This window comes from Halomonas sp. AOP22-C1-8 (assembly GCF_052378905.1).
GTDB classification, from domain to species: Bacteria; Pseudomonadota; Gammaproteobacteria; order Pseudomonadales; family Halomonadaceae; genus Vreelandella; species Vreelandella citrativorans.
In genome coordinates this window covers 23,000-46,113 of record NZ_JBQSYD010000003.1, presented here as the reverse complement: position 1 = coordinate 46,113, position 23,114 = coordinate 23,000, and the positions used below count along the sequence as shown (strand labels likewise).

The window sequence follows — 23,114 nt, the reverse complement described above, 5'->3', positions numbered from 1 at the left end:
GTTCTTGTCGCAGCCTGATATAATGCTGCCAACGAATCTTGTCTGTGAGCCTTACTATGCCGAAGAAACGCCCCGAGCCCCTTGATACTCAAGAACCCGAAGAGCGCCCCAGCAAGTCGCAGCTCAAACGCGAAATGCATGCACTCCAAGCGCTCGGCGAAACCTTAATCGCCATGAAACCTGCTGAGCGTGCCCGCTTTCCTCTCTCCGACGACATGCTGCGCGCTATCGAAGAGACCTCTCGTATTCGCTCCCACGAAGGGCGCCGCCGTCATATGCAGTATGTCGGCAAGCTGGTTCGCAAAGAGGACCTGACCGCGATTCAAGGTGTCTTTGACTCAATTGAGCAGGAAAAAGAGCAGCGCGACCATGCCTTTCATCGTCTTGAAAAGTGGCGGGACCGGCTTATTGGAGAAGGCGATCCTGCCGTTGACCAGTTTATGGCAGACTATCCCAACGCGGATCGCCAAGCGCTACGTCAGTTAGTGCGCAACGCTCAGCGTGAGCGCGATCAGGACAAACCACCCGCCAGCTCGCGTAAGCTGTTCAAACTTCTCCGCGACACGCTGGCGCTTTAACACTTACGAGGACTGCGTACCGCCAACGGTTAGCTCATCCAGTTTTAGTGTGGGCTGACCCACCCCAACCGGTACGCCTTGACCCTCTTTGCCACACACGCCAATTCCTGTATCCAGCGCCATATCGTGGCCAATCATGGAGACACACCCCATCGCCTCCGGCCCATTACCAATCAGCGTGGCGCCCTTAACGGGAACCGTAATGCGCCCATCCTCAATCAGGTAGGCTTCGCTGGCGGAGAATACAAATTTGCCCGAGGTGATATCCACTTGGCCGCCACCGAAGCTAACGGCATAAATACCTTTTGTGACGCTTTTGATAATATCCTCGGGTGCATCCTGGCCTGCCAGCATGACCGTATTGGTCATGCGCGGCATGGGTAAATGCGCAAACGACTCGCGGCGAGCATTACCGGTTGGCGCCATGTTCATTAATCGGGCATTCAGCTTGTCCTGCATATAGCCAGTAAGAATGCCGTCTTCGATCAACGGCGTGTTTTGCCCGGGCGTGCCCTCGTCATCGACACTTAACGAGCCGCGACCATCAGCAATCGTGGCATCATCGACCACCGTCACACCCTTGGCAGCGACGCGTTGCCCCATACGACCCGAGAATGCCGAACTGCCTTTACGGTTGAAATCACCTTCCAGCCCATGGCCGACGGCTTCGTGCAGCAAAATACCCGGCCAGCCAGAAGCCAGTACCACCGGCATTTGTCCGGCTGGCGCATCGACCGCCTCAAGATTGACGAGCGCTTGGCGTACGGCCTCTTTTGCGTATCGCTCGGCAACACCTTCATTACGCAGGCGAGCCATGGAGTAGCGTCCGCCACCGCCTGCACTGCCGCGCTCTCTGCGGCCATTTTTCACGGCAATTACGCTAACGTTAAAGCGCACCAGCGGGCGAATATCCGCGGCCAAAGTGCCATCACTGGCACGCACCAGAACTACTTCGTAAGTGCCTGAAAGCGAGGCGCTTACCTGAGAAACGCTAGGGTCTGCCGCGCGCGCGATGCGATCGGCTTCTTTTAGCATGGCGACCTTCTCTTCAGCAGTCAGCCCCGCTAAAGGATCAACACCAGCGTAAAAAGGGGCCACTGAAACCGGCTTAACGGCCTGCCCAGGCAAGCGCTTGCCACTACGCACAATGCCTGAGGCCGTGCGCCCGGTATCGATCAGCGCATCCGCACTAATCTGATTGGAGTAGGCAAAGCCGGTTTTTTCTCCGGCCAGGGAGCGGACGCCCACACCGCCATCAATGTTGTAGCTTGCCTCTTTTACCTCACCATCTTCCAACACCCAGCCCTCTGTCCAGGTGCGCTGAAAGTAGAGATCGGCGTAATCCACACCCGCGCCCATGGCGTACTCAAGGCCTTTATCAAGCCCATCAAGGTCCAAGCCACCCGGCGTAAGAAGAATGGAAACGGCGGAGTCTATATCGCTCTTAAATGCGGTCATTCGGAGCCTTCTAAAGTAACCTGCGGCGAAGTCCAGGGGCCTCGCGCGCGATAATGAATGGTCGTCGCTCGATCCAGAGCGCTGCCAAAAAGCTGATCAGCAATAAATAGTGCGCCACCTACAACAGGAGCGCCCACCGCAAGGGCGGCAATGGGCAGTGTTTGCGTCACCGGCATCACAACGCCAAGGCGCAAATCAAGCTCTCGATGAAGCAAGTTAACATTACCGGTTAGGGTTAAGTTGGCGGCAGGTGCTTTAATTTGCAATGGCTCGCTCAACGAAAGCTGGCCATTTTCGACATCTGCCGTGCCGTCAACGCGATCAAAAGCGGTGCCCGTGCCGGTGACGTCAGAAAAATCCAACCGCAATCGACGCAATATATTATCGAAATTCAGCAGGCCAACGAGACGCACCGGTGCAGAGTCCAGATGCATAAAGCGCCCATCCTGCACGTCGATGCCTATGTCGCCCTGCGCCTGATTTAACGAGAACTGCCATGGTGCGCCCGCCCAGCCAAGATTGGCGGTTGCGGTAGTACGTCGGCTGCGTAAGGCAACGGGTTGATCCATGCGCTCAAGAGCGGTACCTACATCGCCGCCTTCGATGGAAATATTGGCCTGGGTTCGACTGGTCGAGGCATCGCCCTCCCAATAGAGTTCACCACGAGCAGAAAGTTGCCCAAGCGTTAACCCAACCGGCATTAGCGAAAACCGGCCTGGTTCAGTGTACCAATAGGCGGATAAAGGCCCGAAACGGCTTTCTCCCATGCTCATTTCCGCCAACCGAAGTCGCCCATCGGGTAGCTCAGCCAGCCACTCAGGAATAGCCGCAGGCACTGTGCGCTGCGTCTCCACTTCACCGAGCCAAGAATCCGGCGAGGTCGTTTCTGACTCACTGCTCGTATCTGCCAAATTAGTCAGCCTATCCAGTGCTAACTGGCTAATGGTGATATCCAGAGGGTGCTGAGCTGCTTGCTGATAGCGAAGATGCCCCGTCACCAAGTCGCTCTCAAGCGCTGCGGTAACTGTGCCATTCTGTACACTGCCGATTAATGCCGCACCACCAACGCATGCTTGCTGATAGACAAGGCAAGCGGTATCCAGGGAAAACTCCAACGGCGGATGCTGACCGGATAGTTGAGCGGTTAGATCACCGCTCACACCCTGGTCGCCTCGAAACAGTGGAGCGACGGCTTGTTGCCACGCCATTGGGTCAATGCGAGGAAGGTTTGCCTGTAAGCGAAAGCCTGACTGCATCGGCCACTCGGGTGCGCTTACCTCAGCATCCGCCACATGCAGGTTGCCTGACACGTCACCTAACCGATCCTTTAAGCGTAAATGCGCGATATCGGCCAAGCGACCCTCCACCCGACCACTGTCGAAATCAGCATTAAGCGTCCAGGGCCAAGGCTCGCCTGCAGCCTTGGCAAAAGGTTCAGGCAGATCAAGACGCACCCCTTCAAGCTGGCTTTCTAGAGATAGCGCAGGGCCTGGCTCAAGCGTTACGCGCCCTTGCCACTGCATCGTTCCATCAAGCAGCTGCTTGCCTTGCTCGGCAGGTATATCCACCAATGAGAAAAGTGACGCCACCGGCGTTTGCCCCCGCAAGCGGATACCGTCTCGCTGGGTATGCATGTCAGCACTAATATCGCCGCCCAATAGCTGTCCATCGACACTGCCTATTAGCGCCATGCTGTCACCGTACTGCTGCCAGGTTAACTGGCCCTTTACCGCCTGAAGCGCCTCGCCCACGGGGGCGTAAGCGACACGGGTGAGCGCAGGGACTGCATTGACTTCCAGCTGGAAATTATCTGGCGCTTCCAGAGGTAGTGATATGGCTAAATCAGCCTCTACCTCGCCTTCAGCCTGAAGGTCGTTGAGAATATTCATATCGACATCAGGTATCGATGTTAAAAATGCGATCAGGGCGGAGCCATCGCCATGCAGGTTACCCGACACATTGAGTATCTCATCTTGCATGGTCAGCTCGCCTTGTGAAGCGGTTAGACCGCGACTCTGGGCATGCTCAACCCGCGCTTCAAGCACCTGATTTTGCCACGTTAAACGCCCTTCAACATCCTCCAGGCGAGGCCAGCCGGGGGCAATAGGCAAATGCCCTTCGGTTATCTTAAGTGCCAGCGTTGCGGATATATCATCAGCGCTAATGTCGCTCTCGATAGGCAGGCTCAGTTTGAGCGAACCATTGGGCACCTTGCCGCCAATATCATCTAACAGCCAGTCACGCAGTTCCTCATCGAATACATGTAAGGGCAGCCATTGACCCAGAGGGCGCTCAAGCGCATCGACATTGGCAAAATCGATATCCAGTCCGAACCGACCTGTCTCCTCTGCAACCACTAACCCAAACCCACCGCTTATCTGGGCATCGTCCCAATCCACGTTAATTTGACGGCCGCTGACCATCGTATTAGGTCCATCGTAGACCCACTCTACGATGCCCTCAGCCTGCTGAAGCTGCATGGGTTCGGTGAACAAGTCGGGGAAATAGAGCGAACTGTCACCGGCACTATTAAACGTCACCCGGCCACGGGAGTCCCGAGCTTGAACCCAGGCATCCATGGGGCCGCCACCTGGCGCGCCTTCCCAAGGCGATACTTCGACATTGGTTAACGCCGCATCGACCTCCCAGCTACCCTCCTTCTGGCCCAAGCTCAGCCCTTGCACCCGCCCCCTCGGAGCCAGCGTTTCCAGTACACGCGTCACGGATTCGGGTAACAATACGTAGTCTCGCCAAGCAGTGAGCGAAGCCAGCTCAAAAGCACTGGTACGCAGCGCCCACTGGCCTGGCCGATGAGACAGGTACCAGTGATGCGGAAGTGCCGGGCCCTCTATCGCCTCGCCAGGTTCAGCCCAATCAACACTCTCTGCGTTACCGCTTAACCATGCTTCACCGCCCTCTCCTTCGCGCTGCCACTCACCCTGTGCTTGTATGTTTCTTAACACGGCGAACTGAATATCCTGGCGTAGCACTAGCTGAGGGATATCGATGGCAAGGCGCACCTCCTGAAGCCTGCCTTCATACCAGCGGCCCCACACGCGTGCATCGCCTCCGGCCTGCTCCAGGTTCGGCATATGTTCTGGCCGAAACAGCTCAACCAGCGTCAGCAGCTGATCAAACTGGGCCTCCAGCTTCAACGTGGCAGAGAAATCGTTCAGACCATCTCGGCCCGGCTGCATTTCCGCTAGTAGTTGTACGGCGGGTATCGGTGGCGTTTCGCTGCGCTCCGAATAAAGAACGTCGACCGTGCCCTGAAGTTTTGCCCCTTGCTGATTGCCGGCTAACAACAGCGCAGGAGCTTCGAGAATGACTTGCTCTTGCTTGCCGTGTAGCACAACACGTGTGTCATCAATCCAGATTTGCTGGCGCAATACCCATTCCGTCCAGGCATCAATGGTTGGTAGGTCAACATCCGGCTCTGGCGCTATATGCAACGGCAGCTTGGCAGGGTCGGGCCATTGCCAAACGTCGTTCACTCCTTGATAAAGGTGAAATTCGGTTTGATGTAATCTGATATCGCTAAAGATAGGCAAGAGATTACGTAGCGATGCGCCAATATCCAGGCGCAGCTCGGCTTGGCGCAGTGAAAAAAGCGGCTGACCGCTCGGCGTTTCGACCCCAAAGCCTTCAAGCTCCACAATCAGCTCACTACGCGCCATTGAAAATGAGAGATTCTCAATCGTTACCGGCACACCAATCTGAGCTTCCAAAAAAGCTTCAACATGCGGCGTCAAAGTATCTGCCTGACTGACCATGAGCCGGAAAAGCAGCGCTATTACCGCAATGCCGCCCAGTCCCCAGGCAAGTAGAAGTAAACTCCAACGCGTCAGCGAGCGGATCGTCATGGCATCACATCAACACAATGTCGTACTGCTCTTGTGAGTAGTGTTGCTCCACCTGAAAGCGAATCGTTTTATTAATAAACGTTTCCAGGTCTGCCACTGCCGCCGACTCCTCATCCAGCAGCCTATCAACGACGGACTGGGAAGCGAGCACGGTATACGTTTCAGGGCTATAGGCGCGTTCTTCACGCAGAATCTCGCGGAAGATCTCGTAACACACCGTTTCGGGGGTTCTGAGCGTGCCGCGTCCGCTACAGGTAGGACATGCATCGCACAACGTTTGCTCAAGGCTCTCACGAGTACGCTTGCGCGTCAGTTGCACAAGCCCTAACTCGGTAACACCGGTGCATTTGGTCTTGGCATGATCACGCTCCAGCGCTTTTTCAAGCACACGAATAACCTGGCGCTGATGCTCTACCTCCGCCATATCGATAAAATCGATGATGATGATACCGCCCAGATTGCGTAACCGAAGCTGGCGGGCAATGGCCGTTGCTGCCTCAAGGTTGGTCTTGAAAATGGTCTCTTCGAGGTTGCGGTGCCCAACGTACCCCCCCGTATTGACATCAATGGTTGTCATCGCCTCGGTCGGGTCAATGACCAGATATCCGCCTGACTTCAGTTGCACCTTGCGGCCCAGCGCCTTCTGAATCTCATCTTCTACACTATAGAGATCAAAAATGGGCCGCTCGCCTGGATAGTACTCAATTCTATCCACGGCATAAGGCATAAACTCTTCGGCAAATTCGACCAGCTTGACAAAATTTTCCCGAGAATCGATACGCACTTTCTCGATGTCATCACGCATCACATCGCGCAAGGTACGCATAAACAGCGGCAAGTCGTCATAAATGACGTTGGACGGCGCCGCACTAATTTTGCGCTCGGTAACTTTACGCCAGATACGCAGCAAAAAGTGCATATCGCCCGCCAGCTCCTCATCGCCGACGCCTTCAGCGGCCGTGCGTACGATAAAGCCGCCAGTCACTTCCAATGTTTGCTCAGTAATGCTGCTATCCAGCAGGGCCTTCAGGCGCTCGCGTTCACGCTCATCTTCAATGCGCTGCGAAACTCCATGATGAGGAGAGTCGGGCATATACACCAGATAGCGAGAGGGAATAGAGAGGTGCGTGGTAAGACGCGCCCCTTTCGTACCAATGGGGTCCTTGGTTACCTGTACAACCAGCGCTTGCCCCTCGTGCAATAACTGCCCAATGGTTTGCTGCTCATCAACGGGCGTGCCGGAGGGCATAACTTCATGGGCATGGATAAACGCCGCGCGCTCAAGGCCAATATCGACAAAGGCAGCCTGCATGCCAGGCAATACGCGAACCACTTTGCCTTTGTAGATATTACCTACAATGCCACGTCGTCGTGAGCGCTCTATAAGCGCCTCTTGCAAAACGCCATTTTCAACGAGCGCAACCCGTGTTTCCATGGGCGTTAAATTGATGAGGACTTCACCGCTCATGCAAAATTCCTTCTCGGTTCACGTATATCACACCCGTTACAGGGGGCATGAGACGACGAATAAGTGTGCGAGTATTAATGCCCCATCCAAATAGGCACTCCCTGCTGGCCAAGCAACTGCGCCGTTTCATAAAGCGGCAAACCCACAACGGCAGAGTGGCTACCCTTGATTTCTTCGACAAAAATGGCGGCCAAGCCTTGTATGGCATATCCGCCCGCCTTGTCCGCTGGCTCACCCGTTAACCAGTAATCGCTAATTTCCTGAGCGGTGACCTGTCGCATCTTGACGTCCGTCGTTACGCAGCAACACAGCACCCCCTTGGGCCCTGTAACAGCCACCGCCGTCAGCACCTGATGTGTCCGATTCGACAACTGCCTCAGCATAGCGGCGGCATCGTCTGCATTAACCGGCTTGCCCAGAATAGTACCGTCTACCACTACGGCGGTATCCGACCCAAGCACCGGTAACAGCGTCTTCGGCGCAGTTGCCAAGGCCTTGGCAACCGCAAGACGCTTTACATAAGCCGCTGCTGACTCTCCCGGCTTTGGCGTTTCATCTACATCGCTGGGTATAACACTCACCGTCACCCCAATAGACGCCAGCAGGTCTCGCCGCCTGGGTGAAGCAGACGCCAAACAAAGCATGGGCGATGATGTAGTAGCCAGCGTTGACTGCATGCCTAAGCCCCCAGTAAGCGTCTTTCCAGTGCCTTAAACATGGTAGCTAACCATGGCCATAAAAAGGCACTGATTAACGCCGACATCAGGAAAGAGAGGTGTATTGAGAACTCCCCGGTTAAGGTACGTAACCACTGTTCGACTAACTGCACCAGACCAAGCAGCACCAGCACCAGCAGCGACTGTTGAACCAGTGAATACGCTCGAAAGCGCGGATACACTAGGGCGCATAGAAACGCTAATAACGACAATATCAGCGCATGTTGGCCAAGCGCCGTTCCCTCTATCAGGTCAAGCAGCAGCCCAAGTACAAAGCCATGGAAAACACCGACTCGGTCAGGTGATCGCATACACCAGTAAATCAGCATCAGCCCGATCCATTCAGGCCGATAAACTTGCCACCCCTCGGCCAGTGGCATGACTTGCAAACACAGCGCCAGAATCAAGCTAAACCACACCACTACCAAAGGTACAACAGGTGCGCGCGCCATTAGCGAACCTCCTGAGGATCAGCAGGTACCGTTGGCGCAAGGCGCTGGGCTGCATGTATCGCGCTGGCTGAGATATCCATGGAGTCATCCCAAATTGAATCTTCGATGTCTTCGCGCGGCGGTGGGAAAAGCAGCAAGAAATGACGAGCACGCTGCAACTGGGCAGTAGGTTCAGCCGTTACATGCGCAAATGGCTGGCCGGGGTCATGATAAACGTTGGTAACGCGCGCAACGGGGTATCCCGGCGGAAAACGACCGGCAATCCCTGAGGTGGTGAGCAAATCGCCTTCCCGAATATCCGCCGTGTCTGGCACGTGTAATACATTGACGCTGCCATAGCGACCAGCCCCCTGGACAATAAAGCGCAATCCGTTACGGTTAATCTGAACAGGCAGTGCATGGCTTGCATCTGCCAGCAACAGCACACGACTAGAGTACGCTGAAACGGCTGTCACTTGGCCTACCAGCCCCGACGCATCAATCACAGGTTGCCCAACATACGCCCCGTTACGATGCCCACGATCAACCACCATTTGATGGCTAAACGGGTCATTATCCAGGGAAAGCAGCTCTGCACTGATATAAGGAATTTGACGCCGTTCTGCAGCGTTTAATAGATGACGAAGCTCGGTATTTTCAGCCGTCAGGTTGGCCATGCGCTGCCCACGATGAGACAGCGTCAGAATTTGTTCGCGCAGTCGGCGGTTTTCATCCACCAATGCCTGCTGATCAGACAGCGCGAGCGCGCCCCAATTCAATAGATCGCTAGGCACGCTAACAATCCATTGAACAGGCGCAACAACCATCGTCATTTGGGCGCGCACGCCTTCCATGCGTGTAAATCGGTGGTCGGCAAACATCAAGGCGCTTGCCGCCAGCACGCAGAAAAACAGCCGGTAGCCCGGCAGCGACCCGTGTGAAAATAGCGGTTTAATAGGCAATCCCCCGCGATAAACCGCTAAAAATTAGTCGCTTGAGAGCAGCTCAAACGTGTGCTGATCGATCATTTCAAGCGCTTTACCGCCGCCTCTTGCCACACAGGTAAGTGGGTCTTCGGCAACGATGACCGGCAATCCCGTCTCTTCAGCAATCAGCTGATCGAGGTCGCGCAGCAACGCGCCACCGCCTGTTAACACCAAACCGCGCTCCGCAATATCAGAAGCAAGCTCTGGAGGCGACTGCTCAAGTGCGCTTTTAACAGCGGCGACAATCGAGCCAAGCGTTTCCTGCAGCGCTTCCAGAATCTCGTGCGAGTTCAACGTGAAACTGCGCGGTATCCCTTCCGCTAAATTACGCCCACGGACGTCGATTTCACGCAGCTCACCACCGGGGTAGGCGCAACCAATCTCTTCCTTGATTCGCTCAGCCGTGGCTTCACCAATCAAGCTGCCATAGTGGCGGCGCACGTACGCGGTGATCGCCTCATCAAAACGGTCACCGCCTACGCGGATCGATTCTGAATACACCACGCCATTAAGCGAAATAATGGCAATTTCGGTGGTACCACCACCAATATCTACCACCATCGAACCTTGTGCTTCCTCAACCGGCAGCCCTGCGCCAATCGCAGCAGCCATTGGCTCTTCGATCAGGAACACTTCACGGGCGCCAGCCCCTTCAGCCGATTCACGGATCGCTCGCCGTTCAACCTGCGTTGACATGCACGGTACGCATACCAGTACGCGCGGGCTAGGCGTCAGGAAGGTGCTCTGGTGCACTTTACGAATAAAGTGCTGAAGCATCTGCTCGGTGACCGTAAAGTCGGCGATAACGCCGTCTTTCATGGGTCGGATGGCGGTAATATTGCCAGGCGTACGTCCCAGCATGCGCTTTGCGTCGGCACCTACCGATGCCACACTACGCATACTGCCAGACTGGCGAATGGCGACAACGGACGGTTCATCGAGCACGATGCCACGACCGCGAACATAAATCAGTGTGTTGGCCGTACCCAGATCGATCGACAGATCGCTGGAAAACAGCCCCCTCAAACGTTTGAACATGGATGTTGTTACCTAGTGCAGACCGGGAACCCTGTGCGGATGCAAACGGTATCACCGCAACCCCTTGGCAGCAAGCACGAGTCGCGCTGAACACTGCCCGCGGAGGTCAAAATGTGCTACCTTTTGCGGCTATTTTCCACGTCTGCTACACAAGACGTTTTTTTCGATGACTGATTGTATACCGTATAACGCGGAATATGTTCCATCTCACGTTTTAGCGAGGAATTTTCGATCATGGCGCTTGAAGAATCTCATGTGCGCCGGGCTGCGCACCTGGCCCGACTCGCCGTCAGCGATGACCAGGCTATTGGCTTTGTAGACGATCTAAGCCGCATTTTGGACATGGTCGACCAATTACAAAGCATTGATACAGAGGGAGTTTCTCCGCTTTCACACCCATTGGATGCCACCCAGCGCCTGCGTGCGGACGAAGTAACCGAAACCAACCAGCGCGACACCTTTCAGCGTTGTGCTCCGGCAGTGGAAAACGGCCTATATCTGGTCCCCCGTGTCGTTGAGTAAGAAAGCCGTGTTTTTAAGGCTGTTTTAACGACAGTTTTAATGACGGCTTTAAAGACAGTTTTAACGACGGTTTCCACACTTTTCATACGTTCTCGAACGGAGCTTTCGGGTCATGCTTGATAAAACGTTAACGCAACTCGCTGCCGCCTTAAAAAGTGGTGAGTTTTCCAGCCGCGAGTTAACCTCGCACTATTTACAAAAAATTGAAAAAGCTGACAGCAAGATCAACAGCTTTATTACCGTGACCGCTGAACAGGCGCTTAATCAGGCCGAAGCGGCCGATAAAGCACGCGCAGCGGGTAATGCTGGGCTGCTTACCGGCATTCCTTTGGCGTTAAAAGATATTTTTTGTACACGCGATGTAAAAACCAGCTGTGGCTCCAAAATGCTGGATAACTTCATCGCGCCGTATGATGCCACCGTCGTAGAGAAGCTTAATTCGGCCGGCACCATCAGCCTGGGTAAAACCAATATGGATGAGTTCGCCATGGGCTCCTCCAATGAGAATAGCTACTACGGTGCGGTTAAAAACCCCTGGGATTCAACCGCTGTTCCCGGCGGCAGTTCCGGCGGAAGCGCTGCTGCCGTCGCCGCCGGCCTTGTGCCTGCGGCCATGGGTACCGATACCGGCGGCTCTATTCGCCAGCCGGCGGCTTTTTGCGGCATTACGGGGTTGAAGCCCACTTACGGGCGCGTTTCGCGCTACGGCATCATTGCCTACGCATCCAGCCTGGACCAGGCAGGCCCAATGGCCCGTTCGGCTTCCGACTGCGCGCATTTGATGAACGTGATTGCGGGTCACGACGTACGCGACTCCACTAGCGTCGCTCGCGGCGTGCCGGACTACACCGAAACCCTCAATGCGCCGCTTTCAGGTCTAAAAATCGGCCTACCAAAAGAGTATTTTGGTGATGGGCTAGACCCCGAGGTCGAAAAAGCCGTGCGTGACGCGGTAAGCGTGTATGAGTCACTGGGTGCGACGGTACGCGAAGTGAGCCTTCCGCATACTCACTATGCGATTCCGGCCTACTACGTCATCGCCCCTGCGGAAGCTTCCTCCAACCTGTCACGCTATGACGGCGTGCGCTTTGGTCACCGCTGCAATGAGCCGGTCGATTTAGTTGATCTTTACATGCGCAGCCGTGCCGAAGGTTTCGGTGAAGAGGTCAAACGACGCATTCTGATTGGCACGCATACTCTTTCTGAAGGCTTTTTTGACGCCTACTACACCAAAGCGCAGAAAGTTCGCCGCTTGATTCGCCAGGACTTTTTAGACGCGTTTGAAGATGTTGACGTCTTGATGGGGCCGGCCTCGCCGACTCCGGCCTTTGACCTGGGTGCCAAAAAAGATCCGGTCTCGATGTATCTGCAGGACATTTATACCATTGCCGTGAACCTGGCGGGCATCCCCGGCATCAGCGTACCCGCAGGCTTTGCCGGCGGCCGCCCAGTAGGCTTACAGATTCTGGGTACGCACTTTGCTGAAGCGCAGCTTTTAAATGTGGCGCACCAGTACCAGCAAGCGACCGACTGGCACCTTCAACTTCCTGCTATTGCCGAGGAGCACGCCTAATGCAATGGGAAACCGTAATTGGGCTGGAAGTCCACGTTCAGCTCGCGACTCGCTCCAAAATTTTCTCTGGTGCTTCTACCGCGTTTGGCGCCGAGCCAAACACTCAGGCATGCGCGGTTGATTTGGGCCTTCCAGGAACGCTGCCTGTGCTCAACGAGCAGGCCGTGGCCATGGCCGTTCAGTTTGGTCTAGCGGTCCATGCGGATATTGCTGAAGTATCGGTATTTGATCGCAAAAACTACTTCTACGCGGACCTACCCAAAGGCTATCAAACCAGCCAGATGTATCAGCCCATAGTGGGTCCTGGGGACGTGGAAATTACCCTGGATGACGATACTACCAAGCGTATTCGCATTCACCATGCGCACCTGGAAGAAGACGCTGGCAAGTCGCTGCACGAAGACTTTTTAGGCATGACCGGCATCGATTTAAACCGTGCAGGCACCCCGCTGCTAGAGATCGTTTCCGAGCCGGATATGCGCAGCGCCAAAGAAGCCGCCGCGTATCTTAAGGCGATTCACTCCATCGTTACGTATCTGGGCATTTCCGACGGCAATATGGCCGAAGGCTCAATGCGCTGCGATGTGAACGTGTCTGTGCGCCCGAAAGGCCAGGAAGCCTTTGGCACCCGGGCAGAGATCAAAAACGTTAACTCGTTCCGCTTTGTCGAGCGGGCGATTGCGTTTGAAGTAGAGCGCCAGATTGAGCTCATCGAAGACGGTGGCACCGTTGTCCAGGAAACACGCCTGTTTGATCCTGAGCGCGATGAAACCCGCAGCATGCGGACCAAAGAGGAAGCCAACGACTACCGCTACTTCCCCTGCCCCGACCTACTGCCTGTCGTACTTGATAACGCTTACCTGGATCACTTACGCAGCCAGCTGCCTGAACTGCCCGCCGACAAGCGTGAACGCTTCAAGAGTGAGCTAGGCCTTTCTGCTTATGACGCCGCGGTACTATCTGCCAGCCGTGAAATGGCCGAGTTCTTTGAGGAAGTTCACCAGGGTTGCGGTGATGCCAAGCAGGCCGCAAACTGGGTACAGGGCGAGCTTTCCGGGGCGCTTAACCGTGAGAACCTCGCCATCAACAGCAGCCCCATATCGGCGCGCCAGCTGGGCGAGCTACTTAGCCGAGTGATTGACGATACGATCAACGGCAAAGCCGCCAAGCAGGTCTTCCAGGCGCTCTGGAATGGCCAGGGCGAAAGTGCCGACGCCATCATCGAAGCCAAAGGGCTTAAACAGGTCACTGATACCGGCGCGATTGAAGCCATGATCGACCAGGTGATTTCTGAAAGCCCGGCTCAGGTCGCGCAGTATCGCGACGCAGAACCTGAAAAACGCGGCAAGATGATTGGCTACTTTGTGGGTCAGGTAATGAAAGCCTCGCGCGGCACGGCTAACCCCCAGCAGGTTAACGGCGTGTTAAAAGAGAAGCTCGACGCGCTGCTGTAAGCATCAACGTTTGGCTCGTACAGCAACGCGAACGGCGGCCCAGGGGCCGCCGTTTTTATTACCTTTTTATTACCTTAAAACGGTCCTTTCAAACCAACTGACCTGGCGACATATAACGCGCTAACTGAGCGCAGTCTGCTGCCCATACGTCTGCCTCTAACTCCGCAATGCCCGCGGTGTCGAACCCCAGCCCCTGGCCCGGCCTGCCCTCCACCAGCAGTTCCGTCAGGTTGCCCACCAACGGCATATGGCTGACCAGCATTATCGGCGCGCTGTCTGGCTGTGTTAACAACCAATCGCTTACCTTGGCCGGGTCATCCTCTGGGGTTATAAAGTCCAGCGTGCTTAGCGAACAGCCTAATGCCTCAGCGACCATACGTGCCGTTTGTTGCGCACGGGCGTAGGGGCTTGCATAGAGAACCGGTGCGAAAAACTCCCCTTTTGCCAAGCGTGCAGCCAGCCATTGCGCCATCATGGCGGCTTCGCGCTCCCCCTGCGGGGTGAGCAGCCGTTTGCTATCCGGAAAGCCGGGCGCTGCTTCTCCGTGGCGCATAATTAATAAGCTACTCATGCCAGCCTCGATTATCCAAATGGGCCTGCTGAACCGCCTCACGAGGCAGAATAAACTCTACATCACTGCTCTGCTCGCCCATCATCAGCGTACGCGCCATCTCCTGGGCAGGCACACCGCCGAAGAGAACATGGGAGAGGCCTTCGGCAAGCGGCATATATACGCCCATTTCCTGCGCCTTGGCACACACCAGCTTAACCGTATTGACGCCTTCAGCCACTTGGCCAAGCGCGGAAACAGCCTCTTCAAGGCTGCGCCCCTCGCCCATGGCATACCCCACGCGATAATTACGCGACAGGTTCGACGAGCAGGTCACAATCAAGTCGCCCACCCCGGCAAGGCCAAGGAATGTCATGGGGTTGGCCCCCTGGGCCACGGCAAAGCGGCTCATTTCAGCCAGCGCCCGAGTCATTAGCATACTGCGGGTATTTTCCCCCATACCCAACGCAGCGGCCATGCCCGCCGCAATGGCATAAATATTCTTAAGTGCACCGCCCAATTCCACCCCGTGGCGATCATTGCTGGCATAAACACGAAAGTAGCGACAGCCCAATGCTTGCTGCACACGGGTGCGCGTTAGCGCATCGGCACTGGCAATCACCGTCGCCGTTAGCTGCTTATCGGCTATTTCTGAGGCCAGGTTGGGGCCTGCGATGACGCCAATATGGGAAAAACCGGTTTCATCCGCTAACACCTGACTCATCAGCAGAAAGCTATCCGGTTCAATACCTTTGGTGGTACTGACCAGAATTTGGCTGGCCTTTAGCCAAGGTTTCGCGGCCTGAACCACGCTTCGAAACGCCTTTGAGGGAATGGCGATAAGCACAAGCTCGGCATCGTCCAGCACCGTGTGCAGGTCCGTTGAGGCTTGAACGGCAGGGTTCATCGCATAGTGCGGCAAGTAGCGACCGTTACGGTGCTCTTGATTAATTTGTGCGACCAGCGCTTCGTCTCGCATCCATTGACGCACATGGGCACCGTTATCCGCCGCGATGCTGGCAAGCGCCGTACCGAAACTGCCACCTCCCAGCACCGCGACCTTGATTTGCTGCTCAGCCATAAGGATGTCCTGAAAAAATCACGCGAAAAGTAACAGCTACTTTATCAAAACAAACGGCCCGCTTGGGAATCCAAACGGGCCGTGAAAGGTAGCAACGACGATTAAGCGGTCAGTACGCTATTTAGACGCTTCACATAAGCGGCTGGGTCGTCCAGATGACCACCTTCGGCGATAATCGCCTGGTCAAGCAGGATGTGCGCTAGCTGTGTGAAGATCTCGCCTTCTGCTCCTTCCAGGCGTGTTACCAGCGGGTGCTCTGGGTTGAGCTCTAAAATGGGCTTAACGTCCGGCATTTTTTGCCCGGCGGCTTCCATAATGCGGCGCATTTGAAAGCCCATCTCATGCTCAGGCAGCACGACGCAAGCCGGAGAGTCAGTCAAACGATGGGTAACCTTGACGTCCTGAACGCCATCGCTAAGCGCTTCTTTAACGCGCTTCAGCAAGTCTTCTTTCGCCTTGGCGGTCTCTTCCTGAGCTTTTTTCTCGGCTTCGTCTTCGACATCACCAAGGTCCAGCTCGCCTTTGGCAACATCCGCAAAGGATTTACCGTCAAACTCGGTCAGATGGCTCATCAGCCACTCATCAATACGGTCAGACAGCAGCAGAACTTCGATACCTTTCTTGCGGAATATCTCCAGGTGCGGGCTGTTTTTCGCCGCATTGAAGCTATCTGCTACCACGTAGTAGATCTTCTGCTGGCCTTCTTTCATGCGCTCGACGTAGTCGGCAAGCGATTGATCCTGGGTAGCGGTGTCGCTGTGCGTTGACGCAAAGCGTAAAAGACCGGCGACTTTTTCGCGGTTGGCAAAATCTTCGCCTGGGCCTTCCTTCAGCACGCTGCCGAAGGTGTTCCAGAAGGTTTGGTACTCTTCGCTGTCCTTGGAAAGCTTTTTAAGCATATCCAGCGCACGCTTGGTCAGCGCCCCTTTGATCTTGTCGACCTGCGGGTCCTGCTGCAAAAGCTCGCGGGAAACGTTGAGCGACAGATCGCGCGTATCCAACACGCCTTTGATAAAGCGCAGGTAGAGCGGCAGGAACTGTTCAGCGTCATCCATGATAAATACGCGCTGCACATAAAGCTTAACGCCGCGAGCGCCGTCGCGCTCATACATATCAAAAGGCGCCCGGCCCGGCACGTAGAGCAAACTAGTGTACTCAAGCTTGCCTTCTACCTTGTTGTGGCTCCAGGCAAGCGGGTCGCTAAAGTCATGGGCAACGTGCTTATAAAACGCCTTGTACTCGTCATCAGAAACATCGCTCTTGGGGCGCGCCCAGAGTGCAGTGGCTTCGTTAACGGTTTCCCACGTGGTGACTTCGCTACCTTCGATGTCGTTGCCTTCATCATCCTTGACCGTTTCGGTCTTGGGCATGCGCACGGGCACTTCAATATGATCAGAGTACTTGCGCACCAGGTTTTGAAGGCGGTAATCGTCAGCAAACTCTTTCGCGTCTTCTTTCAGATAAAGCGTAATTTCGGTGCCGTGAAGCTCGCGCTCAATATCAGCGACGGTAAACTCACCTTCGCCTTTAGAGCGCCACTCAACGCCTTCAGAGGCGGCCGTCCCGGCTTTGCGGGTACGCACTGCCACTTCATCAGCCACAATAAAGCCTGAGTAGAAACCTACACCGAACTGGCCGATCAACTTGGCATCTTTTTGCTGCTCGCCTGACATCTGCTTTAAAAACTCAGCGGTGCCTGAGCGGGCGATGGTGCCCAGATTAGCGATAACGTCTTCGCGGTTCATACCAATACCGTTGTCGCGCAACGTAATGGTATTGGCTTCTTTATCGTGCTCAATTTCTACCCGAAGCTCGCTGTCGCCTTCGTACAGCGCATCGTTATCTAGCGCCGCGTAGCGCAGTTTGTCACAGGCATCCGCGGCGTTAGAGATAAGCTCACGCAGGAAAATCTCCCGGTTGGAATACAGGGAGTGAATCATCAGGTTGAGAAGCTGCTTAACTTCTGTTTGAAAGCCTAACGTTTCTTCGTGGGTCGCTGTTGACATTCGCCTAGCCCTCATCAATCACGTTTGTTTAGAGTTCCTGCCTCCCAATGAGACAGGAACGAAAAAATGTGTGAGTTGGATATGGGGATAAGCAGAGCGATTTCAAGAAGGTGAGTGTTGAGAAGTAGCGATATCAATATCGCCGTACTTCCAGGCGCAGTAATCTGCCAAGCGCTGGTCGATACGATTGAGAAGCCAGCCAACGATAATGACATCGTCAATCAGACCTATGAAAACGAGAAAGTCCGGAATTAAATCGAACGGCATTGCAAGGTAGGCAAGCGCCAGCGCCATCATGCCAAAGGCAGCCCAAGGCACAGGTCGAAAGCGACCGCTCAGGACATCAGACGTCATGGGCACAAACAGTTTCAGTGCGCGTCCGATACGTTTTACAGCCCAGAGGCGGGATTTAAGTCGACGAAATAGCCACAACGTGGATAATCGAACCATCGTAATTGAATCCTCCAAGTGTCACGATTGTCTGAACACTATTTGCCCATTTCGTTCACTATTAGCGGTTGCCAATCCGTTAGCGAGAAAGAGAGAAAATTATGCAGGCATCGCCATTCAGATCCCCTTTTCGCACTTTATGCGCGGCAATCCTGGTGGGCTTACCCACTGCCTCATGGGCCGCTTCTGATACCGCGATGCGCGATGCGTTAGAAGCCGCTCGTCAACAACAGTGGAACCACATCGACGAGCGCGCTATTGAAGGTCATGTGCTGAGCGGCTATGTCGACTACCACCGATTACGCAATCAACTACCCAACGTCTCGACGGCCCAAGTACAACGCTTTATTGACCAGCATAACGACTCTCCGCTTTCTGAGTGGCTACGCGGTCAGGCCATTGCCCAGTATGGCCACGCGGGGCGTTATAGCGATTTGCTGGCCGTTGCCGATGGCGAACCTGCAGGCACCGCTCGCCAGTGTTATTACTATACGGCCATACTGGATTCACAGCCCCAGCAGGCCGCAGAGGCAGGCCTTGCACTTTGGCTTGAAGGCAGCTCCCAGCCCGATGCGTGTGACCCTCTGTTTGACCGCCTGCGGGCTAACGGCACGATTGATGCAACGGCTATCTGGGAGCGAAGAATGCTCGCTTGGCAAGCCGGTGAAGATCGTCTCTCAGCCTATTTAGACGGGCTGCTCAGCGGCCAGTGGCACACCGCGATTGAAACCGCCGACCAAGTGAATACTAACACCCGCGCGGTCACCTCAGCGCCCGCCTGTCTTGGCCCTGAATGCGCGGCAACCGCCAGTTTCTACAAAGCTGCGATGCAGCGGTTCACCCGTGAAGATACCCCGGCCGCATTGAGTAGCTGGCAAACCATCGCGCCCAACTTGAACCTCCTGCCCAGTGATCAGCAAGCTATTGAAGAAGAGTTGGCTTTCTATGCACTGGTACGCAATGTACCCGGCGCCTTAGGCTGGGTAGATGACGTTCTTCCCTCGTTGGATAGCGAGCGCGTGCTTGAGCTACGCGTACGCCGTGCATTGGCAGACCGGCAGTGGCAGGAGGTGATTCACTGGATTGCGGAAATGCCCACCAGCCAACAAGAAAACAGCCGCTGGCAGTACTGGCTGGGGCGTGCCAACGAACAGCTGGGCAGCCAGGAGGCAGCCACCGCTCGCTACCGTCAGGCGGCGACCGACCGCAGCTTTTATGGGTTTGCGGCCGCTGAACAACTTGGCCAGCCTTACCAACTCAATCTTGAGCGCAATCATTTTGATGAGGCTTCACGCGAACGCACTGCACGCCTCCCCGTGGTCCAGCGTACCGAAGCGCTGCTACGCATTGGCGAAGACGGCCTTGCCAATAGCGAATGGCTGTATGCGGTGAAAAACGGCACGCCCCAGCAGGCGCGCGCCCTGGCCGATTATGCAGCCCATCAACAGTGGCATGCACGCCTGGTACAGACCACGATTGCTGGCAGCATGTGGGATGCGCTTGATTGGCGTTTCCCCGAGGCTTACCGGGAGAGCTTTATGCACTGGGGCCACCAAACCGGTGTAGACCCGTATATGCTAATGGCGATTACCCGTCGTGAAAGTGCTTATAACCCGGTAGCGCTCTCTCCAGCAGGCGCCCGCGGTTTGATGCAGCTAATGCCCGGCACGGCAAGCCTGGTAAGCCGCCAACTGGGTATTAGTGACCCAGGGCCTTACGGCATTCTTGACCCTGAACTTAATATTCGCCTAGGCAGCACTTATCTGCGCGACAAGCTGAACCGCTATCAGGGTAACCGACTTGCCGCCGCTGCGGCCTATAATGCTGGCCCTGGGCGTGTTGATCAGTGGCTGGGAAGCGATATGGAGTCATTTGATCTGTTTGTGGAAAGCATTCCCTTTAAAGAAACACGCGATTATGTACAGGCGGTGCTTAGCTATCGGGTAATTTTTGAAAGTTTGGCCAACGGTGGTAACAGCGAAGGTGTTTCACTGTTGAGTGATAGTGAACAACAGGTACGTTACGACCGCGCTTTGCTGGCTCGTCAATAAGCGTACAAAGGTAATCGCGCTTACTGCCTGGTCAGTTTACTCACCAAGCGCCCAGTTATACTGGGCGCTGTTCCATCGCCAAACGAAGCCCAAACGCGACCAGCACCGCGCCGGTCGCGGCATTTAACACCTGCGCAAAGCGCACGCTGGCGAGCCACTTGCTAGCACCTCCCACCATGAACACCACGCTAATTTGCCAGATATTGGCAATGATAAAGTGGACACCTGCTAGCCACAGGGACTTGACCAACGCCGGATCACCCGGCGCAATAAACTGAGGCAAAAAAGCCATATAAAAAATAATCGTTTTTGGATTCAATACATTGGACAGCAAACCTTCCTTAATGGGCTGCCAAAGCGGAACAGGAGAAGCAGCACCGATCACCCCTTTGACCGGTAATGGCTGGCCACGCCTTGCGGCTAACAAACTAGTGACCCCTAGCCATACCAGATACCCCGCCCCGACCAACTTTAATAGATGAAATGCCCAGGCCGACTGGAGCAGAATCAGTGAAATGCCTAATGCCGAGATGGTCGCGTGTACAAACAGACCGCAGCAGATCGCTAAGCTGGTGGCAATGCCGTCCCGTGCCCCGCCTCGGGCAGTGTTACGGATAACCAGCAAGGTATCCACGCCAGGCGTAATCGACAACAGTGTAATAGCGACCAAAAAGGCTACAAACTGAGAATCCACAAGCTGTATTGACGACATATACGTGGCTCAACAAAAGTTAAGAAACATTAGATTGTTACTGGACGACTCATTTTTTTGCATCTACATTGATTTTGGCGGGCGAATCCTATGCAGGTTCGCTTGATCATTATAAGCACGTTAAGGAAACGACTAATGGCAACTGGCACCGTCAAATGGTTCAACGATACGAAAGGTTACGGCTTCATCTCACCCGATGATGGCAGTGACGACCTGTTTGCGCACTTCTCCGAAATTCAAGCGGAAGGCTTCAAGACCCTGCAAGATGGTCAAAAAGTCAGCTTTGAGGTAACGCAGGGTAAAAAGGGCCTTCAGGCTTCTACCATTCGCCTTGCTTAATCATGGCCGAGTGTAGCGAGGCCCGCCAAGGCGGGCCTTTTTATTGCCTGCTCAACGCGCCTTATTGATCAGTTGCGTCAATATTCTCGCCGTCTGCGTCTACGCCTTCATTCAAGATAACCCCACGGCTACTACTGCCATTATGTTCACGCTCGATTTCCTGAAACTGCTCTTCAAGGCGCTTTTGGGCTTCCTCAAAGCGGCGTTCGGTATCCTCAATCAATGCATCAACATCAGTAGCTTCCCGGTTATCTTCCAAGCGAGGGCTTTCGGGTAGGCTGCTCTGTGTTTCCCACTCATTGGACAATGCTTCTTGCTCAATAGCATCGTACTCTTCGGCTTGTTGTTCAGCTTCTTCAAACTGCTCATTTAAGCGCCGCTGGGCTTCCTGAAAGCGCTGTTCAGTCTCTTCGATCATTTGATCGACGTCTGAGCGCGTTGCCTCTCCTGGCAGTGCGCCGCCCTCTTGCAGTATCTCATCAGGGTCCGCCGCCAGAGTATCTTCGCCTGCCGTTACCTCTTGGGCCTCGGGCTCGTCAGCGTTGACCGCATCATCTTGCATATCATCACGCAGCGCCTCGGCCTGCTCTAGCTCTTCAGCGGCCTGGCGCGCCTCAACGTCATCCTCTACCTCAGCAGGACTTGGCATATCCGCGGCATTTTCAGCGGCGGCCGGCGCTTCTTCCTCTTGTACAACGTCTTCATCAGAAACCGATGAAGGCTCATCCGGTGTCGCATTAGTCTCTTCTTGAGAGTCACCACATGCGCTTAGCAATAGTGCCAAGGTGGCAACAACCGGTATCCATAAACGGTTTACCATTAGATTCCCCTTCTTAAATAACGCTTTTAAAGACAGCCTACGATCAGTGTCGGTCATTTGCTGACAGTAACGAGCAACCCTCAGGCAATAAAACGTGCAGCGCCAACGGCACCACTTCAACGCAAAAACGATCATACTGACACATTTCGCCGTCCAGCGTTAAGGGCCAAGCGGGATCATCTTTCTGAGTTGTGACCGTCAGCTCAGTCGCTGTGAAATAGCGTACATACTGCCCATCAGAGGGAAAGCTCTGAAGCTCGCTAATCAGCGTCGGCAGTTCCGTTACGGAGCTAAAATCCTTCACCAGAAGAACATCCAAGCGGCCATCATCAAGCTTGGCACGTGGGGCGAGCACCTGTCCGCCGCCTGACTGTCGGCCATTACCTAACGCCAATAACAGCAGCGAGACATCCTGCTCTTTATCGCCCCAGTGAAGCGTGCCACGATAGCTGCGATGCCGCCAGGCTTTAAGCGCTCCCATTAAGGAGTATGCACCTCCGCCTAACAAGCGTTTCAGCGTCTTCGGTGTTGAAGAGGTAATTTCCGCCCCAAATCCGCCCGTGGTCATGTTGACGTAGTACTGAACGACGGTTTTATTATTAGCCTCAGCCGTTACTCGTACGACATCAACGGGGTACGCGCTTAGTATCATTGCCTCTGCCAGCGCAGGGCTTGGCTCCAACGGTAACCCCGTGGAGGTGGCAAAGTCGTTGGCACTGCCCAGCGGCACAACGCCCAAAGCGGGACGCTTATCATGAGCGACACGCATTAGCCCGTTAACCACTTCGTTAACAGTGCCATCGCCGCCGCAGGCGATGACATGGGTGATGCCCATATCACAGGCCTGCTCGGCAAAGAGAGCGGCGTCACCGCCCTCCCATGTTGAGCGCACGGTAATCGGCATCCCTGCCTCACGCTGCTCTTCAACGGCTTCACGCAGTGCCGGGTTCCCGGCTGATTTACCATTTATAATCAGTAAAAAATGCGGTTGTGAGTCGTTCACCAATGGCTTCCCTTT

The 23,114-nt window shown here is 55.0% G+C and carries 20 protein-coding genes; 6 read left to right on the top strand and 14 right to left on the bottom strand.

Features of this window, described 5'->3' with window-relative positions; all coding sequences use genetic code 11:
* Positions 1-56 precede the first annotated feature (56 nt).
* Positions 57-578, top strand: coding sequence for a ribosome biogenesis factor YjgA (gene yjgA, locus ACT3TY_RS02430; RefSeq protein WP_192526324.1), 522 nt, complete (start codon positions 57-59; stop codon positions 576-578).
* A gap of 3 nt (positions 579-581) precedes the next feature.
* On the opposite strand, the gene tldD is transcribed toward yjgA, so the two are convergent.
* The 7 genes from tldD to ACT3TY_RS02395 form a co-directional block, all read right to left on the bottom strand.
* Complete coding sequence (gene tldD, locus ACT3TY_RS02425) at positions 582-2,036, bottom strand: metalloprotease TldD (protein ID WP_441677032.1); 1,455 nt, start codon at positions 2,034-2,036, stop codon at positions 582-584.
* A complete protein-coding gene (locus tag ACT3TY_RS02420; RefSeq protein WP_441677031.1) occupies positions 2,033-5,899 on the bottom strand; it encodes a YhdP family phospholipid transporter in 3,867 nt (1,288 codons plus the stop codon). The genes tldD and ACT3TY_RS02420 overlap by 4 nt, the downstream gene beginning before the upstream one ends.
* A gap of 4 nt (positions 5,900-5,903) precedes the next feature.
* Complete coding sequence (gene rng, locus ACT3TY_RS02415) at positions 5,904-7,367, bottom strand: ribonuclease G (protein WP_444627262.1); 1,464 nt, start codon at positions 7,365-7,367, stop codon at positions 5,904-5,906.
* A 74-nt stretch (positions 7,368-7,441) separates the two neighbouring features.
* Positions 7,442-8,044: a Maf family protein gene (locus tag ACT3TY_RS02410; RefSeq protein WP_444627261.1), complete on the bottom strand. Its 603-nt coding sequence runs from the start codon at positions 8,042-8,044 to the stop codon at positions 7,442-7,444.
* A gap of 2 nt (positions 8,045-8,046) precedes the next feature.
* Entirely contained in the window at positions 8,047-8,535 is a 489-nt protein-coding gene (gene mreD, locus ACT3TY_RS02405; RefSeq protein WP_441677028.1) for a rod shape-determining protein MreD, read from the bottom strand.
* Positions 8,535-9,476 carry a rod shape-determining protein MreC gene (mreC, locus tag ACT3TY_RS02400; protein ID WP_441677027.1) on the bottom strand — a complete coding sequence of 314 codons (942 nt, stop codon included), beginning with the start codon at positions 9,474-9,476 and terminating at the stop codon, positions 8,535-8,537. Before mreC ends, mreD begins: the two co-directional genes overlap by 1 nt.
* Before the next feature lie 24 nt (positions 9,477-9,500).
* Positions 9,501-10,538, bottom strand: a complete 1,038-nt coding sequence (locus ACT3TY_RS02395) for a rod shape-determining protein (protein WP_441677026.1) — start codon at positions 10,536-10,538, stop codon at positions 9,501-9,503.
* 234 nt (positions 10,539-10,772) lie between these two features.
* On the opposite strand from ACT3TY_RS02395, the gene gatC reads away from it, so the two are divergent.
* The 3 genes from gatC (at position 10,773) to gatB (ending at position 14,087) form a co-directional block, all read left to right on the top strand.
* Positions 10,773-11,060, top strand: coding sequence for an Asp-tRNA(Asn)/Glu-tRNA(Gln) amidotransferase subunit GatC (gatC, locus tag ACT3TY_RS02390; protein WP_087109458.1), 288 nt, complete (start codon positions 10,773-10,775; stop codon positions 11,058-11,060).
* A 112-nt stretch (positions 11,061-11,172) separates the two neighbouring features.
* On the top strand, positions 11,173-12,633 hold the full coding sequence (gene gatA / locus ACT3TY_RS02385; protein WP_444627260.1) for an Asp-tRNA(Asn)/Glu-tRNA(Gln) amidotransferase subunit GatA: 1,461 nt from the start codon (positions 11,173-11,175) through the stop codon (positions 12,631-12,633).
* A complete protein-coding gene (gatB, locus tag ACT3TY_RS02380; RefSeq protein ID WP_172116296.1) occupies positions 12,633-14,087 on the top strand; it encodes an Asp-tRNA(Asn)/Glu-tRNA(Gln) amidotransferase subunit GatB in 1,455 nt (484 codons plus the stop codon). The genes gatA and gatB overlap by 1 nt, the downstream gene beginning before the upstream one ends.
* Positions 14,088-14,175: 88 nt before the next feature.
* Here gatB and sixA read toward each other — a convergent pair whose 3' ends face one another.
* From sixA to ACT3TY_RS02360, 4 genes are all read right to left on the bottom strand, one after another.
* Positions 14,176-14,658, bottom strand: a complete 483-nt coding sequence (sixA, locus tag ACT3TY_RS02375) for a phosphohistidine phosphatase SixA (RefSeq protein ID WP_444627259.1) — start codon at positions 14,656-14,658, stop codon at positions 14,176-14,178.
* Positions 14,651-15,718 carry an NAD(P)H-dependent glycerol-3-phosphate dehydrogenase gene (locus tag ACT3TY_RS02370; RefSeq protein ID WP_441677023.1) on the bottom strand — a complete coding sequence of 356 codons (1,068 nt, stop codon included), beginning with the start codon at positions 15,716-15,718 and terminating at the stop codon, positions 14,651-14,653. The genes sixA and ACT3TY_RS02370 overlap by 8 nt, the downstream gene beginning before the upstream one ends.
* Before the next feature lie 101 nt (positions 15,719-15,819).
* Positions 15,820-17,724 (bottom strand): molecular chaperone HtpG, encoded by a 1,905-nt coding sequence (gene htpG, locus ACT3TY_RS02365; RefSeq protein WP_193053821.1) that lies wholly within the window; start codon positions 17,722-17,724, stop codon positions 15,820-15,822.
* A 102-nt stretch (positions 17,725-17,826) separates the two neighbouring features.
* Positions 17,827-18,174: a YkvA family protein gene (locus ACT3TY_RS02360; RefSeq protein ID WP_444627258.1), complete on the bottom strand. Its 348-nt coding sequence runs from the start codon at positions 18,172-18,174 to the stop codon at positions 17,827-17,829.
* A gap of 101 nt (positions 18,175-18,275) precedes the next feature.
* On the opposite strand from ACT3TY_RS02360, the gene ACT3TY_RS02355 reads away from it, so the two are divergent.
* A complete protein-coding gene (locus ACT3TY_RS02355; protein WP_444627257.1) occupies positions 18,276-20,225 on the top strand; it encodes a transglycosylase SLT domain-containing protein in 1,950 nt (649 codons plus the stop codon).
* A 55-nt stretch (positions 20,226-20,280) separates the two neighbouring features.
* On the opposite strand, the gene ACT3TY_RS02350 is transcribed toward ACT3TY_RS02355, so the two are convergent.
* Positions 20,281-20,937, bottom strand: a complete 657-nt coding sequence (locus tag ACT3TY_RS02350) for a LysE family translocator (protein WP_444627256.1) — start codon at positions 20,935-20,937, stop codon at positions 20,281-20,283.
* A gap of 135 nt (positions 20,938-21,072) precedes the next feature.
* On the opposite strand from ACT3TY_RS02350, the gene ACT3TY_RS02345 reads away from it, so the two are divergent.
* Positions 21,073-21,276, top strand: coding sequence for a cold-shock protein (locus ACT3TY_RS02345; RefSeq protein ID WP_441677018.1), 204 nt, complete (start codon positions 21,073-21,075; stop codon positions 21,274-21,276).
* 61 nt (positions 21,277-21,337) lie between these two features.
* Here ACT3TY_RS02345 and ACT3TY_RS02340 read toward each other — a convergent pair whose 3' ends face one another.
* Entirely contained in the window at positions 21,338-22,096 is a 759-nt protein-coding gene (locus ACT3TY_RS02340; RefSeq protein WP_444627255.1) for a hypothetical protein, read from the bottom strand.
* Between the two features lie 43 nt (positions 22,097-22,139).
* Positions 22,140-23,099 carry a lipid kinase YegS gene (yegS, locus tag ACT3TY_RS02335; RefSeq protein WP_444627254.1) on the bottom strand — a complete coding sequence of 320 codons (960 nt, stop codon included), beginning with the start codon at positions 23,097-23,099 and terminating at the stop codon, positions 22,140-22,142.
* Between the last annotated feature and the right edge of the window lie 15 nt (positions 23,100-23,114).